Below are 15,345 nucleotides of genomic sequence, written 5' to 3' on the forward strand. Positions count from 1 at the left end.
CTATCCAAAATAAGCAAACGCGTTTTCACTATTGAAAACGCGTTTTTTTTTATTCGTTCAAGGACTTTAGTCGTGCTCTATATCCCTTAATTTCTTTAACTACTCTTGGCGCCATAATAATGGTTGCTAACATCGTTGGGATTGCCATCAATGCAAAAATACCGTCAATAAAATTTATCATTGCTTCAAACGGTGATGTTGCTGCTAATATGATGCTCAAGATATATAGGTATTTATAGTAGTGTTTTTTATCTGCTCCAAAGAGAAATGATGTGCATTTTGTGCCGTAGTAAGCATATGAAAATAGTGATGACATACTAAAAATAAATATACAAATCATTAAAAGATATTGTCCATAACCAGGCATCGCGTCTTGAAACGCAGAGGCTGTCAACGTGACTCCGTTATTTGAAGTCGTTTCCCAAACACCTGTCACCAAAATTGCTAAAGCGGTCAGTGTGCAAACAATCAACGTGTCAATTACAGGACCTAACATAGCGACAAGACCTTCGCGCACAGGTTCATTGGTTTTTGCAGCTCCATGAGCCATTGGAGCAGTGCCAATTCCAGCTTCGTTTGAAAACGCACCACGCTTTATTCCTAATAATACAAGCGCACCAAGAACACCTCCTATTACATCCTTATAATCGTCCTCTTTTAAACTACCTGCTTCAAAAGCATCTGTAAAAATCATGAGGAAATATTTGGGAACTTCAGTAGCGTTAATTACAAGTATGATTAAGACTAAAATGAAATATAATATAACCATTGAAGGCACCATTTTAGAAGCAATATTACTTATCCGTTTTAAACCACCAAGAATCACAATACTGGTAAAAAAAACTAAAACAGCGGCAATGACTAGGTTTGTATATAGGTTAACTTCTACTCCATTCGGAATTAATATAATGTCATTAATAGCTTGTTTTAATTGATTGACGTTAACCACTGGCAATGCGCCTAACATTCCGAAGAAAGAAAACATAACCGCTAGAAATTTCCAGTTTTCCCCTAAACCTTCTGTAATAAAATACATGGGTCCGCCTTGTAAGTCGCCATTACTATCCTTACCTCTATACATAATTGCCAATGTAGATGTGAAAAACTTGGTACTCATTCCTACAATAGCAGAAATCCACATCCAGAACATGGCACCAGGTCCCCCAATCGAAATTGCCAAAGCAACACCCGCTATATTCCCCATACCAATAGTTGAGGATAGCGCAGTTGTTAAGGCTTTAAAATGACTAATTTCTCCAGGATCACTAGAATCGTCATATTTACCTCGAAGTACTTTTATGGCATGACCAAAAAACCGAAATGGCAAAAACCTTGAGACGATAAGTAAGTATAGCCCGCCACCAATAAGTAAGACTATTAGCGGAATTCCCCAAGCTAGTGACGAAAATTGACTAGTAAATTCGTTTAAATGGCCCATAAATACCTCGTGAATTATCCTTCTAAGATATTAAACTTAGTGAACATAAAAATTAAAAGTATCTTTATCTTCTTAATGTAAGCATTTTTGAAAACCAACCGACTCTTTTTTATTGACGCAGTGCGCGCTTTTGCAATCTTAATGATGCTTCAAGGTCATTTTATAGATACACTTCTCGACCCTATTTACAGAGATGAATCTAATATTGCATATCAAATTTGGTCCTATTTTAGAGGCATTACTGCACCTACATTTTTCACGATTTCGGGCTTGGTATTTTTGTACCTTCTTTTAAAAGCCAAAGATAAAGGTGACGACAAACCAAGAATCAAAAAGGGGATCTATCGAGGGTTACTTTTAATTGGTATTGGCTATGCCCTTCGCGTAGATATATTTGGTTGGCTCACTGGTGATTTTAGTAACTACATACTCGTTATTGACGTCTTGCAATGTATTGGATTATCACTTATAATTCTTATTGGATGCTATGTCTTATTTCGAAAACATGTGAAACTCTTATCCTTTTTATTATTCATGTTAGGTTGCTTTTCTTTTTTAACAGAACCTTTATATCGCAGTTTAGATTTGAGTCATATCCCTATAGTTTTAGCCAATTATATGACGACATCAAACGGTTCTATTTTTACAATTTTACCTTGGTTTGGATTTACTGCTTTTGGTGGGTTTCTAGCCACAATCTTTTTCTCTCATGTGCATAGAAACAGGTTTCGTTTGGTAACGGTTTTAAGTTTTTTCATCTTCGGAAGCTTACTCATAGAGTATTCGTCTCTCCTTTTAATGAAACTTTATTATTGGACAGATATTAAATTATTTAAATCCTCTGCTTATTATAACTATTTGTTTACGCGCTTCGGAGATGTGCTATTATTACTTGGAGTATTCTATGCAGCAGAACCTTTTTTAAAAGGGTCACTTATTGGAAAAATCGGGCAGAAAACACTATCCATCTATGTGATTCATTTTATAATTATCTTTGGAACTTTTACAGGACTTGGACTCAACCGTTTTTATTTTAAAGCTTTAAACCCGACAGAAGCTATCGTTGGAGCTCTCGTGTTTATAGTAGTTGTTTGTTTTATTTCATTCTACTATGTGAAGACCAATGCTTTTATTTATAAAGGTGTTAGAAAAATGATAGGGAGACATAAAGATTAGAACTTTTTACTATTTTAGTGATTATGAAGACAATTGAAATTAGAACAGTAAATGTTGTGCAGTATATAAACCCACTGCGAGAAGGAGGTTCTCTTCCTGCCATCGTTAAAGCTGATGACGGATTTCTTTATGTTTTAAAATTTAGAGGCGCTGGTCAAGGAAAAAAAGCACTCATTGCCGAACTTCTTGGAGGAGAATTAGCACGAGCTTTAGGGTTAAAAATTCCTGAATTAGTATTTATGAATTTAGATGATTCTTTCAGTAAGACTGAACCTGATGAGGAAATTCAAGATTTACTTAAGTTTAGTGTTGGTCTCAACTTAGGATTACATTTTTTATCAAATGCTATAACTTTTGACCCATTGGCCTATACTGTAGATCCTTTGACAGCATCAAAAGTAGTTTTATTAGACAGCATTATTAGTAATATTGATAGAACTGCAAAAAACACGAATCTATTACACTGGAATAAAGAATTGTGGATTATTGATAATGGTGCTAGTTTCTATTTTCATCATAATTGGGACACATGGGAAAACCATCTCACCAGATCATTTCCGCTTATTAAAGATCACGTACTCTTAAAAAGCGCATCGCACTTAAAAGAAGCTTCACAAGAAATCACAGATTTACTTAGTCAAGTTATCATTGAAGATATCATATCTAAAATACCGGAAGATTGGTTGTTAGAAGAATATAATCCGCTTTCACCAAATGAGATAAGAGCTGCCTACGCAGCCTATCTAAATGCAAAACTAAATAATATTGATACCTTAGTTAAAGAAGCTGAAGATGCAAGATAAATTCACTTTTGAATATGCGATTATTAGAGTTGTTCCCAAGGTAGAACGTGAGGAATTCTTTAATGTTGGTGTGCTTCTGTTTTCAAAACGAAAAAAATTTATTGGCATCAAATATGAGATTGATCCCGTAAAACTAAATGCTTTTTCTAATGAATTAGACATAGACCTTCTTAACGCGTATCTAAAAGCTTGGGAGTTAATTTGTGACGGTCATCCAAATGGAGGAACTATAGGTGAGTTTGAACTATCTGATAGATTTAGATGGCTTGCAGCGTCTAGAAGTACAATTATTCAAAGTTCAAAGACACACCCTGGTTTATGCGATGATCCAGAAAAGTCATTAGAAAACATCTTCAATACTTATGTGTTATAACTCTTATTTAATAATCACTAAAATATGACTTAGCGTAGATTTGTCTCTCTTAGATGGCAGCTTAAAGATTGAGTAGTATTTAGAAAACCTCTGAAACCAATCCCCACAGTTGATCTATAAAGGCTCGCAAAACGTTATCTTGAATAGGACAAATACCAAAATTCCTAGTTACAAAATCGAGAGTAATATGTAAAGTTTTTTCATTGTAGCCAAAACTATTCTATGCTGTCTTAGTTATTTTTTTAAATACTCCAAAACATTTCCCTCTATCCTACTCTGTATATCAGAGACATCAGCCTTTACAAAAGCTTCTCCCATAATATTCTCGTAGAGTTCAATATAACGATCACTCACCGTTTTGATATATGCATCACTCATTTCTGGGACTGTTTGCCCGTCGAGACCTTGAAAGTTGTTGGCGATTAGCCATTGCCGCACAAACTCTTTAGATAATTGTTTTTGAGCTTCGTTATTATTTTGACGCTCCTGGTAACCTTCTGTATAAAAATAACGCGAAGAATCTGGGGTGTGGATTTCATCAATTAAGACGATTTTCCCATCCCTTGTTTTTCCGAATTCATACTTTGTATCCACCAAAATCAATCCTCTAGAAGCGGCGATTTCTGTTCCACGTTGAAAGAGTTTACGCGTGTAATCTTCTAAAACAATATAATCTTCTTCGGAAACGATATGTTTTTTAATAATATCCTCTCTAGAAATATCTTCATCATGATCTCCCATTTCTGCTTTAGTAGCAGGCGTAATTAGGGGTTCAGGAAATTTATCATTCTCTTTTAATCCTTCTGGCATTGGGACACCACAAAGTATACGTCTACCCGCTTTATATTCACGAGCTGCATGACCAGACATATAGCCACGAATCACCATTTCCACTTTAAAAGGTTCACATATATGACCTACAGCCACATTAGGATCTGGAATTGCTGTTAACCAATTAGGAACTAAATCTTGGGTGGCTTTCATCATGCTCGTTGCAATCTGATTTAGGATTTGACCTTTATAAGGAATTCCTTTTGGCATCACGACATCAAAAGCGGATAAGCGATCTGTCGCAATCATGACCAACTCTTTGTCATTAATATTATAAACAGCCCTTACTTTCCCTTGATAAACACTTTTTTGGTTTGGGAAATTGAAATTTGATTCTATTATTGTATTGCTCATTTTTATCTTTAAACTGTCATTACAAGGAGTGAAACGATGAGATCATCTTTTAATAGTTAAAAGATTCCTACATAACTCATTCATTCTTATTGCATTGAATTCGTGAATCTTTGATTTCGCAAGAATTGGTTATTCCCTATTCTCAATACTCCTATACGCTTCTAACACTTTTTTCACCAATCTATGACGAATCACATCTTTATCATCAAGGTAAACCATACCAATACCTTCTACATTTTTTAATACGAGAAGGGCTTCCTTTAATCCAGAAATTGATCGACGCGGTAAATCGACCTGTCCAGGATCTCCAGTTAATAAGAACTTAGCACTTTTCCCCATACGCGTTAAAAACATTTTCATTTGAGCATGTGTTGTATTTTGACCTTCATCTAAAATCACAAAGGCATTATCTAAAGTTCGACCACGCATAAAAGCTAAAGGTGCAATCTGGATGGTTCCGTTTTCTATATAACTTGCTAAACGTTCCGCAGGAATCATATCGCGAAGGGCATCATATAAAGGTTGCATGTATGGGTCTAGTTTTTCTTTTAAATCACCTGGAAGAAATCCTAAATTCTCACCAGCCTCAACCGCAGGACGCGTTAAAATGATACGCTTCACTTCTTTTGCTTTCAATGCTTTTACCGCTAAAGCAACTCCTGTATAAGTTTTTCCTGTTCCTGCAGGACCAATAGCAAATACCATATCGTTAGTACGCATACTCTCCACCAATTTACGTTGGTTCACGGTAATCGCTTTAATAATTTTACCATTAACACCGTGAATAATAGCTTCTCCACTTTTTTCTGATGTCTTATAGTCATCACTACTATGGCTGGTCAAAACGCGTTCTATAACATTTTCATCTATTTTATTATAGGTCCCAAAGTGTTGCATCAACATAGTCATGCGACGATCAAACTCTTCGAGTACATCCTCCTCACCATAAGCCTTAATTGTGCTACCTCTGGCAACAATTTTAAGTTTAGGAAAGTGTTTTTTAAGTAGTTTGATATGAGCATTTTGAGCTCCAAAAAATTCTTTAGGAGTGATTTCTTCTAGTTCTAAAATAAGTTCGTTCAAAAGCGAATGGAATTATAAATTAATCTGTTTTGTTTTATTAGTTTTGTAACGAGACTAGATAAGACTCATTTCAACATCTATACTACCAAAAATAATTAAACTATTTAATTCTTTAGGTTTCCTTAAGGTTAAAATATGATTAGTTTTTAACAGTTTTATATGAGATTAAAAAATGAGCTATAATAAACTATAAATTCTTTTGCTTAGCGAATGGCAATCATCACATTAACAACCGATTTTGGAGAAAAAGACCACTTTGCTGGCGCTATAAAAGGTGCTATTTACAGCGAATTGCCTGATGTAAGAATTGTTGATATCTCCCATTCTGTGGCCCCATTCAATGTGCCAGAAGCAGCTTACATCATACAAAATGCATACAGTAGTTTCCCAAAGGGGACTATTCATATGATTGGAATTGATTCTGAGCTCAATCCAGAAAACAAGCACATCGCTGTAAAATTAGACGACCATTATTTCATTTGTGCTAACAATGGGATTATGAGTATGATTTGCTCAGAAATTGCGCCACAAAAAATTGTAGAAATTAATATTCATGATCGTGTAGCAAGCAGTTTTCCTGTATTGGATGTATTTGTAAATGTAGCTTGCCATATTGCTCGAGGTGGCACTTTAGAAGTTATTGGTAAAATTATTGAAACTATAAAACCAATAAAGAATTTGATTCCGTTTGTTAGTGAAGAAAGAAGTCAGATTATTGGTAGCGTCATTTATATAGATAACTACGGAAATGTGATTACTAACATTAAGCGTAAATTTTTTGAAGATGTACAGAAAATGCGTAATTACCAAATTTCTGCGCGAAGCTATAAGTTTAAAAAAATATTCGAAAAATATAGTGATGCTATAAATTTTGAAATCCCAGAAGAAAAACGCTATGATGAAGGCAAACGATTAGTCGTTTTTAATTCGGCTGGTTATTTGGAAATAGCGGTTTATAAAAGTGATAACGCTACTGTTGGAAGCGCGTCTTCCCTAATGGGATTGAAGGTCATGGATACTGTGACCGTTAATTTTTATAAAACTTAGTGCAGAAAAAGAACCGAAGACGCCATACAGAAGACTGAGCCACTAAAGCCAACAAATAAATACTGAATACTAAAAAAATGTTTGTACGAATCGTAAAAATGAGTTTTGACCCTTCAAGAATTGAAGCGTTTCTTAATAACTTTGAATCTCAAAAAAGTAATATTCGAGCCTTTGACGGTTGTGAGTTTTTAGAACTCTATCGCGACAAACACAATACTAATATCTTTTTCACGTATAGTTATTGGCGAGCAGAAGCTGATTTAGAGAAGTATAGACACTCCACACTATTTAAAGGTATCTGGGCTAAAACTAAACCCATGTTTAATGCAAAACCTGAAGCTTGGAGCGTGGATAAGTTGGATTCGTTAAAGTAAGCAGTAAAAAAATTATATATTCGTGTATTCGTGGCAATAAAATAAACAGACAAACTCAATGCTAGCAATCTTAAAAAAAGAGATAAACACCTTCTTTGCATCACCAATTGGATATTTAGTGATTGCTGTATTTTTATTACTCAATGGTCTATTTCTTTGGTTATTTAAAGGTAATTTCAATGTTCTTGATAACGGCTTCGCCGATTTATCAACCTTCTTTTTATTAGCGCCTTGGATTCTTATTTTTTTAGTACCAGCAGTCACCATGCGAAGTTTTGCAGATGAAAAAAAACAAGGTACTTTAGAATTATTACTCACAAAACCAATTAGTCATTTTAATATCATTCTAGGCAAATACTTAGGGGCTTTTGTTTTGATTGTAATCGCCCTAATTCCAACCTTATTATATGTGTTTACCATTTCAAAATTAGGGAATCCAGAAGGCAACCTCGATATGGGAAATATTATGGGTTCTTACTTTGGACTTTTATTTCTCATAGCAGCGTATACGGCAATTGGTATTTTCACCTCTAGCCTAACCGATAATCAAATTGTCGCATTTATTATCGCTATTTTTCTGTGTTTCTTTTTCTATTTTGGTTTTGAAGGTTTATCAAATTACAATCTATTTGGTGATGCGCTTTACATAGAAAAATTAGGAATGGAATCACATTTTAAAAGTATGAGTCGTGGTGTTTTAGATACCAGAGATATTATTTACTTTTTGAGTGTTACGGCACTGTTTCTTATATTGACCAAATTAAATATTAAACGCGCTAATCAATGATGATTATTACCATTCCATTAGTCATTACAATGCTCATCACATTTGTTTTAGTTTTTCTATTTGTAAAAACGATAGACAAGCGTCTATGGTTAACGTTTTTAGTAAGTGTAGTACTAACGCCTTTGGTCTATTTTTATGCCGTTTACCCCATGATTAATATTTTTAGCAACTATCATCACGAAAAATATTTTTCTTCAGTATTATGGCAAGATAAACCATCACTGCGCTATGAATTATCTGATGATATGATGACTTCGGAAATTTTAGTTGGCCAATCAAAAACAGCTATAGAGTCCCTTTTAGGTAAATATGAATGGCTGTCTTGGGACGACTCTAAAAAAGATTACAACAACAATAAATGGAATTACGGATTAGGCTTGGAGCCAGGTGCTTTTAATACCGAAAAAGGATGTGTAGAACTATCCTTTAAGAATAATAAAGTTATCGATTTAAGATTATATAAAGAAGAACAAAAATTGGATGCTAAAGAGTAAGAAAAATATCATTGTTATTGTCATTACTTTAGCTGCGCTTGTCGTTGTTAATGTCATTTCAAGCTATTTATATAAACGTTTTGATTTGACACAAGACCAACGTTATACCTTATCTAATGAAGCCTTAAAAACGGTTAAGGATGTGGATTTTCCATTAATAATTGATGTATTTTTGGAAGGTGACTTTCCTTCAGAGTTCAGACGTCTACGTGATGAAACACAACAACTACTCGAAGAATTCGCCGTATATAATAGTAATGTCAAGTTTGAGTTTATCAATCCGTTGGCAGATGAGAACACAAGGAATCAAAATATACAGCAGTTAGCCCAAAGAGGTTTACAACCCTTTCAAATAAATATTAAGGAGAGTGGCAAAACCTCTCAAGAGGTCATCATCCCATGGGCTTTGGCTAGTTATAATGAACAAACGGTTATTGTTCCTTTGATAAAAAATAAAATAGGCGCTACAGATCAAGAACTCGTCAATGGTTCTATTCAAAACTTAGAATATGTTTTTGCCGAAGCATTTAAGAAGCTCGTTACTCCAAAACAAAAAAAGATTGCAGTTTTAAGAGGAAACGGACAATTACAGGACATTTATGTTGCCGATTTTCTTAAAAAAATGAGCGAACATTATTTTCTCGCACCTTTTACTTTAGACAGTGTAGCCAGTAATCCACAAAAAACATTGAGTGATATTTCTAATTATGATTTAATCCTTTCTGCAAAACCTAGTGAGTCATTTTCCGAAGAAGAAAAATATGTGCTTGACCAATATACAATGAACGGCGGAAAAAGTCTTTGGCTAACCGAAAGTATTGTAATGGATCGAGATAGTTTGCTCAACGAGTCTGGACGTGGTGTAGCCATTATGAAAGAGCTCAATCTCAATGATTTTTTCTTTAAATATGGAGTTCGTATCAATCCTGTAATAGTCAATGATTTGTACTCTGCTCCTATCACGTTAGCGATTGGAGAAGGTAGTGATTCTCAATTTCAACCGTTGCAATGGCCTTACTCGCCTTTGGCCGCTAGTAACCCAAATCATCCAATTACAACAAATTTAGATCCTGTAAAATTTGACTTTGCTAGTCAAATAGACACCTTGAAAAATGGTGTTAATAAAACGATTTTATTGCGCAGTTCAAAACTATCAAAACTTCAAGGTGTTCCTAGAGAAATAAATTTAGATGTGGTCACACAAAAACCTAATCCCGAAGATTATAAAGATTCCAATCAAACATTAGCGGTTTTACTCGAGGGCAAATTTACTTCAGTATATGATAAACGTGTGAAGCCTTTTAAAATTTCCGAAGATAAAACGATAAGTAAAGTCACAAAAATGATTATTATCGCAGATGGTGATGTGATCAAAAATGAAGTGGTTAGGAACCAACCGCAAGAATTAGGCTTTGAGTTTTTAACGAAACGCAAATTTGGAAATAAAGAGTTTCTTGAAAACGCAGTGAACTACCTTTTAAATGACGACGGACTTATAAATCTTCGTACCAAAGAAGTGAAACTAGCGTTCTTAGATTCCGGAAAAATTGAAGAACAAAAGACAAAATGGCAATTTATAAATATTGCTTTACCGTTAATATTGTTAGGCGTTTTTGGTTTTATATTTAACTATTTCCGAAGAAAAAAGTACACGAAATAAAAAAAGACCACATCTACTGTGGTCTTTTTTTATTTTACATGACATACTTTAAACTCTATTTTATTATAAGTTTTTTAATACCTCTTTGATTTCCGTTATTGATTTCTACAAAATAAATCCCAGTAGTTAAGTTTTCAATATTAACTATTTTTCTTTGCTCACTATTGAATGATTCAGTTAATAAAACTCTTCCGTTAAGATCATAAATAGTAAGATTTAATGAATCGTATTGATTTAATAATGAAAACTCAAAATAGGCATTTGCTGGATTAGGGAATAGTTCAAAACTATCTAATTCATTTTGAGCAACACTTAATGTGCCAGCAGTAGCGCAAAACTCTATAGAGAAGTTATTTAGTGCTCCTCCATCCTGATTAAATCCATCGACAATTTTTAAAATCCAATCGCCAGCTGAATTTTCAGCAATAAAAGGCGATAACAAATTTAGAGCTCTCTTCGTTCCACTTACAGCGGGACTTGTCGTCGCACAGGCAAAGGTTGACCCACTATCATCAAAAATCACATTGACATCATTAGACTCTCCACAAGCACCATCCATTAAAACAACTTCAGTACCTGATGGACTTATTAAACTAATGGTTAAATCAGCTAACCAAGTGTGGGATAAATCTATACTTACATTTATATCGCCTATGACGACACTCTCATTTGTAGCTATCGTAATGATAGATTCTATTTCATTAGGAACTACATCAATAGAAATAGGCGTATCACTGGCAGTTGCTAAAGCTGAGCATGTTGTGGCTTCTGTTGTAAAAGAAGCATTTACAAAAGCACCCTCTACACAATCAGTAAACGCTTTTACCCTCCAGTAATACAGTGAATTACTATCTAAACCAGGAATACTGATACTATTATCGACTGTTGAAACCTCAAATATATTTGTAAAAAAGCTGACGTTCGAAGACACTTCAACTGTATATAGAGAGGCATTTGGGTCGGCATTCCAAGTTAATGTTGGGAAAATAAACACATCAATTTCTCCATCATTTGGGTAATTAATTGTTGTAGGATTCAAAGTAAGTGCACTTTCTACCTCGAGTTCCATATCAATGTTTTTTGTAAGTGTAGTACTTGATCCTGTTACAGTGAATGGATATAATCCTGTGTTTAAAGCGTCTAAACCTGAAATTTGTAAAATAAAATCTTCGTCAGTAGTAATTACTGCTGGTGTAAACGTAGCTATTGCACCAGATGGTAAACCGGTTACAGATAAGGTTGTTGGTCCATTAAAATTAGGACTAGATTCATAATTAAATTCATATTCAGCAACTTCATTAGAACAAAATGTCTTTAATATATTATCTGCTGTATATGTGAAATCAGATTCTGAAATCCCAGTAGCTATAAGTGAGAAGTCTTGCAAACCGGTTACTAGTATTCCTTTATGAGTCACTTTTATAGTATAATTACCGGAAGGTGCATCTATTTCTACTTTTTCAACATTATCAACATTATTTACACCTTTTGAAGGGGGATTTGAAGCCAATCCTGCAGTAAACCTCCAAGGATAAAATAGATTTCCATTATCATCTTCTAAAACTAAATCTAAATCATTAACGAGACGAGGTGTTGAATCATCTGGTATCGCAGATTGAATATTTCCTGGCAAATCTGTCCATGAAATTGTCACAAATAAAGGATCAATCCCATTTGATGTTACTGTTTGAGTGAATACTTCTGAATTTCCTAATGAATTTTCGTCAACGAGCGACTTAAAGCCCTCATCCAATAATACTTTAGCAGAAGCTTCTGTATCTAGCAAACCCCAACCAAATCTAAAATCTGGACCTGGGCTAGAACCTGCTTCTAATGCCGTATGAATTATTAAACCTTTTAAAGTTGCTGATTTCATAAAATTACCAAGCATATCACTATGTAACTCTTGCAACAATGCCAAAGAACCTGTTACACTTGGAGCCGCCATTGACGTCCCACTAAAGTTAGCATAAGCCGTATTATTACTGGCTAAAGATGAAAATGTATTTACACCTTTAGCAGATATATCTGGTTTTATTCTACCGTCATCTGTTGGTCCCCAAGAACTAAAACCGGACATCACAACACTATTTGGTCCTGAATAATTAGGAACTCCGTTTACTGCCGCGACCACAATATTATTTTTTGAAACGCCTGCATCTGTCAAAAGATCATAACCACCATCAAGTACATTTACACCATTGTTTCTGCTGTTACCAGCGGCATAAACCGGTGTGTAATACGGTGTGTTATACAATAAATTATCAAGAGCAGCAGCACCATTATTGTAATTTCCTATGAACCAAATTGAAGAATTGTCAGGTGGGAATCCATATGAATGATTAGATAATAATAAACCTGATGCCGCTTGAGGTGCCATTTCACCTAAGTCGTTATTAAAATCGCTTGCAGCCAATGTTGCTCTTGGAGCCATACCTTTAGCACTTCCATTTTGAGGAGTTCCTGATCCAATCATGGTTCCTGATACGTGAGTGGCATGATTGCTAGTTTGCGTTGCACCATCAATCTGTACTGATCTATTTTCAAATAATTCATGCGTCGGTAAAACCAAGCCACCATCCCATATCCCCATGATTATCCCTTCTCCTTCCAATTCAAGGTCTAGAGTTCCTGTTGGGCCAGGATATAGTCTGTTTGTTCTTACTGTAACTCCAGCGCCTTCATTTGATGTAGACCTGTAAAGCAGTGTTCCATCATCTAAAACCTTGTGTAAAACTGCGATACCTCCATTTTCTTTTTCGATAATTAGAGGGATATTATTAGCAGTAGCATAAAGCTTTGCGGCCTCAAAATCTTCTTTAAATGTATTTGAGTAGTCTAGAGTCATTTCTCTTAATAACTCTTGGTTATATGACCTAGCGATCTCAGCTCTTTGTTTTTGAGTTTGAGCATGCAAACAGCCTGTAATGACAAGGCACAAGGGGAGTACAAAACGTACATAACATGAACTTTTTTTCATAAATTTTTCTTTTTTTTATAAAAATAATTCATTTTGATTGATTTTTCTTATAAAATTATATTAAAAATAATCAAGCTTAGAAAACCAAAAATGAATCCTGATTATTTTTATAATTATAAAACTGTTAATAAAATTGTATAAATTAGGGCCTAGATTATCAGTTTAATAAAATATATTTGTTGTTCAATCTTATATATAAATCATTTATGAAATTTATAGTATCAAGTACCTATTTACTCAAACAACTACAAGTATTAGGAGGTGTTATTAATAGTTCTAATACCTTACCTATTTTAGATAATTTTTTATTCGAGTTAAAAGATTCAAAATTGACTGTTTCTTCGAGTGATTTAGAGACAACCATGTCATCAACGCTAGATGTAGAAAGTGATGAAGATGGCAATATTGCATTGCCAGCTCGTTTGCTTTTAGATACATTAAAGACATTTCCTGAGCAACCATTGACATTTGTTGTTGAAGAGAACAACACTGTTGAGATAAGCTCAAACCACGGTAAATATGCACTTGCCTATGCAGATGGAAATGAGTTTCCAAAGTCTGTTGAATTAGATAACCCAAGTACAACAACTATTTCTGGAGAAATATTAGCCACTGCCATTAGTAAAACAATTTTTGCTGCGGGTAACGATGATTTACGTCCTGTAATGAGTGGTGTGTTTTTTCAATTTTCTACGGAAGGATTAACCTTTGTAGCTACAGACGCTCACAAACTAGTAAAGTATACTCGTGAAGATGTTAAAGCAGATCAGGTTGCTGAATTTATAATGCCTAAGAAACCTTTAAATCTTTTAAAAGGAATCCTTGCTGCTACTGATGATGCTGTCACTATTGAATACAATGATTCTAACGCTAAATTCACATTTGAAAACACCATCTTAGTGTGTCGTTTGATTGATGGGAAATATCCTAATTATGAAGCGGTTATTCCTAAGGAGAATCCAAATAAATTAACAATTGACAGAACACAATTTTTAAATTCTGTTCGTCGTGTGAGTATCTTCTCTAATAAGACCACACACCAAATACGTTTAAAAATTGCTGGAGCTGAATTAAATATTTCTGCGGAAGATATTGATTACTCAAATAAAGCAGAAGAACGTTTAACTTGTGATTATCAAGGTGATGATATGCAGATTGGATTTAACTCTCGTTTCTTAACAGAAATGTTGAACAACCTCAATGCAGATAATGTTCAATTAGAAATGAGCTTACCAAATAGAGCTGGAATCTTAACCCCAATTGACGGTTTAGACAACGGAGAACATGTAACGATGTTGGTAATGCCAGTGATGTTAAATAACTAAAAAATACGTGTGAATGGGGAAATCTCTTAATCGAAAAGTTAACTTCCTATCGATATAAACTATAAAAACGCAACTCAATGAGTTGCGTTTTCTATTTCAAATACATGTTATGACCTAAAATTAATTACGAAATTTCGTGATTGGCCTTGGCTACAATTAAAAAACGCGCACTTAAAAAGTGCGCGTTTCCATCTTATCTCCATTTAAAAATAACTAACTAATAAAATTAAGAGATAAAGGATATTTTGGTGATTCTCCATGACTTACTTTTATGGCATTCATTATTGGGAATATAAAAGATAATAAGCATAGTCCTATTAATCCAAAAATGCCAACAATGACAAAGACAAAAGGAATACAAATGATACTATAGACTAACATACTTAATTGAAAATTCACAATTTTTTTCCCCTGCTCATCCATGTTATAGACAGTTTCCTTTTGAGTTGCCCATATTACTAAAGGCACTATAAGTCCTCCGAATCCTGTAATAAAAGTCAATAGTTGACTTAAATGGGTTAATACTAAAAGTTGATTGTCTTGTCTCATGATGTTTTGATTTTGATTTGATTGAACACCTATAGGACGCAAATAGTATTGAAATGTTACATACTTTTAGT

Annotated in this window: 14 protein-coding genes; 9 read left to right on the forward strand and 5 right to left on the reverse strand. The window is 34.2% G+C overall.

Annotation, left to right across the window (positions count from 1 at the left end; genetic code table 11):
- Positions 1-49: 49 nt before the first annotated feature.
- Complete coding sequence (locus ACJAZK_RS01985) at positions 50-1,438, reverse strand: alanine/glycine:cation symporter family protein (protein WP_415222350.1); 1,389 nt, start codon at positions 1,436-1,438, stop codon at positions 50-52.
- A gap of 87 nt (positions 1,439-1,525) precedes the next feature.
- On the opposite strand from ACJAZK_RS01985, the gene ACJAZK_RS01990 reads away from it, so the two are divergent.
- Genes ACJAZK_RS01990 through ACJAZK_RS02000 form a run of 3 tightly spaced genes read left to right on the forward strand, consistent with a single transcriptional unit; the run spans position 1,526 to position 3,790 of the window.
- A complete protein-coding gene (locus tag ACJAZK_RS01990; protein WP_415222351.1) occupies positions 1,526-2,614 on the forward strand; it encodes a heparan-alpha-glucosaminide N-acetyltransferase domain-containing protein in 1,089 nt (362 codons plus the stop codon).
- Positions 2,615-2,637: 23 nt separating this feature from the next.
- Complete coding sequence (locus ACJAZK_RS01995; protein WP_415222352.1) at positions 2,638-3,417, forward strand: HipA family kinase; 780 nt, start codon at positions 2,638-2,640, stop codon at positions 3,415-3,417.
- The gene (locus ACJAZK_RS02000; protein ID WP_415222353.1) at positions 3,407-3,790 is read left to right on the forward strand and encodes a DUF3037 domain-containing protein; all 384 of its coding nucleotides are present in this window, start codon (positions 3,407-3,409) and stop codon (positions 3,788-3,790) included. The genes ACJAZK_RS01995 and ACJAZK_RS02000 overlap by 11 nt, the downstream gene beginning before the upstream one ends.
- 234 nt (positions 3,791-4,024) lie before the next feature.
- Here the strand turns inward: ACJAZK_RS02000 and ACJAZK_RS02005 are convergent, their stop codons facing one another.
- Positions 4,025-4,975, reverse strand: a complete 951-nt coding sequence (locus ACJAZK_RS02005; RefSeq protein ID WP_415222354.1) for a phosphoribosylaminoimidazolesuccinocarboxamide synthase — start codon at positions 4,973-4,975, stop codon at positions 4,025-4,027.
- 129 nt (positions 4,976-5,104) lie between these two features.
- Positions 5,105-6,058, reverse strand: a complete 954-nt coding sequence (locus ACJAZK_RS02010) for a PhoH family protein (protein ID WP_415222355.1) — start codon at positions 6,056-6,058, stop codon at positions 5,105-5,107.
- 210 nt (positions 6,059-6,268) lie between these two features.
- Here ACJAZK_RS02010 and ACJAZK_RS02015 point away from each other — a divergent pair, with 210 nt between their 5' ends.
- The 5 genes from ACJAZK_RS02015 (at position 6,269) to gldG (ending at position 10,420) form a co-directional block, all read left to right on the forward strand.
- The gene (locus ACJAZK_RS02015) at positions 6,269-7,105 is read left to right on the forward strand and encodes an SAM hydrolase/SAM-dependent halogenase family protein (RefSeq protein ID WP_415222356.1); all 837 of its coding nucleotides are present in this window, start codon (positions 6,269-6,271) and stop codon (positions 7,103-7,105) included.
- A 77-nt stretch (positions 7,106-7,182) separates the two neighbouring features.
- The gene (locus ACJAZK_RS02020; protein ID WP_415222357.1) at positions 7,183-7,479 is read left to right on the forward strand and encodes a putative quinol monooxygenase; all 297 of its coding nucleotides are present in this window, start codon (positions 7,183-7,185) and stop codon (positions 7,477-7,479) included.
- 58 nt (positions 7,480-7,537) lie between these two features.
- Positions 7,538-8,266 (forward strand): gliding motility-associated ABC transporter permease subunit GldF, encoded by a 729-nt coding sequence (gldF, locus tag ACJAZK_RS02025; RefSeq protein WP_415222358.1) that lies wholly within the window; start codon positions 7,538-7,540, stop codon positions 8,264-8,266.
- Entirely contained in the window at positions 8,263-8,760 is a 498-nt protein-coding gene (locus ACJAZK_RS02030; protein ID WP_415222359.1) for a hypothetical protein, read from the forward strand. Before gldF ends, ACJAZK_RS02030 begins: the two co-directional genes overlap by 4 nt.
- Complete coding sequence (gene gldG, locus ACJAZK_RS02035) at positions 8,747-10,420, forward strand: gliding motility-associated ABC transporter substrate-binding protein GldG (protein WP_415222360.1); 1,674 nt, start codon at positions 8,747-8,749, stop codon at positions 10,418-10,420. The genes ACJAZK_RS02030 and gldG overlap by 14 nt, the downstream gene beginning before the upstream one ends.
- A 55-nt stretch (positions 10,421-10,475) precedes the next feature.
- Here the strand turns inward: gldG and ACJAZK_RS02040 are convergent, their stop codons facing one another.
- Positions 10,476-13,400, reverse strand: coding sequence for a S8 family serine peptidase (locus tag ACJAZK_RS02040; protein ID WP_415222361.1), 2,925 nt, complete (start codon positions 13,398-13,400; stop codon positions 10,476-10,478).
- A gap of 206 nt (positions 13,401-13,606) precedes the next feature.
- Here ACJAZK_RS02040 and dnaN point away from each other — a divergent pair, with 206 nt between their 5' ends.
- Positions 13,607-14,725, forward strand: coding sequence for a DNA polymerase III subunit beta (gene dnaN, locus ACJAZK_RS02045; RefSeq protein ID WP_415222362.1), 1,119 nt, complete (start codon positions 13,607-13,609; stop codon positions 14,723-14,725).
- 213 nt (positions 14,726-14,938) lie between these two features.
- Here the strand turns inward: dnaN and ACJAZK_RS02050 are convergent, their stop codons facing one another.
- Positions 14,939-15,274 (reverse strand): DUF4870 domain-containing protein, encoded by a 336-nt coding sequence (locus ACJAZK_RS02050; protein ID WP_415222363.1) that lies wholly within the window; start codon positions 15,272-15,274, stop codon positions 14,939-14,941.
- Positions 15,275-15,345 lie beyond the last annotated feature (71 nt).

It is taken from the genome of Psychroserpens sp. (assembly GCF_047633235.1).
In the GTDB taxonomy this organism is placed as follows: Bacteria; Bacteroidota; Bacteroidia; order Flavobacteriales; family Flavobacteriaceae; genus Psychroserpens.

What these genes read in the sequence shown, in the direction of transcription:
- ACJAZK_RS01985 (WP_415222350.1), bottom strand. Translation starts at nt 1,438, where the DNA reads ATGGGCCATTTAAACGAATTTACTAGTCAATTTTCGTCACTAGCTTGG.
- ACJAZK_RS01995 (WP_415222352.1), top strand. Translation starts at nt 2,638, where the DNA reads ATGAAGACAATTGAAATTAGAACAGTAAATGTTGTGCAGTATATAAAC.
- ACJAZK_RS02000 (WP_415222353.1), top strand. Translation starts at nt 3,407, where the DNA reads ATGCAAGATAAATTCACTTTTGAATATGCGATTATTAGAGTTGTTCCC.
- ACJAZK_RS02005 (WP_415222354.1), bottom strand. Translation starts at nt 4,975, where the DNA reads ATGAGCAATACAATAATAGAATCAAATTTCAATTTCCCAAACCAAAAA.
- ACJAZK_RS02015 (WP_415222356.1), top strand. Translation starts at nt 6,269, where the DNA reads ATGGCAATCATCACATTAACAACCGATTTTGGAGAAAAAGACCACTTT.
- ACJAZK_RS02020 (WP_415222357.1), top strand. Translation starts at nt 7,183, where the DNA reads ATGTTTGTACGAATCGTAAAAATGAGTTTTGACCCTTCAAGAATTGAA.
- gldF (WP_415222358.1), top strand. Translation starts at nt 7,538, where the DNA reads ATGCTAGCAATCTTAAAAAAAGAGATAAACACCTTCTTTGCATCACCA.
- ACJAZK_RS02030 (WP_415222359.1), top strand. Translation starts at nt 8,263, where the DNA reads ATGATGATTATTACCATTCCATTAGTCATTACAATGCTCATCACATTT.
- gldG (WP_415222360.1), top strand. Translation starts at nt 8,747, where the DNA reads ATGCTAAAGAGTAAGAAAAATATCATTGTTATTGTCATTACTTTAGCT.
- ACJAZK_RS02040 (WP_415222361.1), bottom strand. Translation starts at nt 13,400, where the DNA reads ATGAAAAAAAGTTCATGTTATGTACGTTTTGTACTCCCCTTGTGCCTT.
- dnaN (WP_415222362.1), top strand. Translation starts at nt 13,607, where the DNA reads ATGAAATTTATAGTATCAAGTACCTATTTACTCAAACAACTACAAGTA.
- ACJAZK_RS02050 (WP_415222363.1), bottom strand. Translation starts at nt 15,274, where the DNA reads ATGAGACAAGACAATCAACTTTTAGTATTAACCCATTTAAGTCAACTA.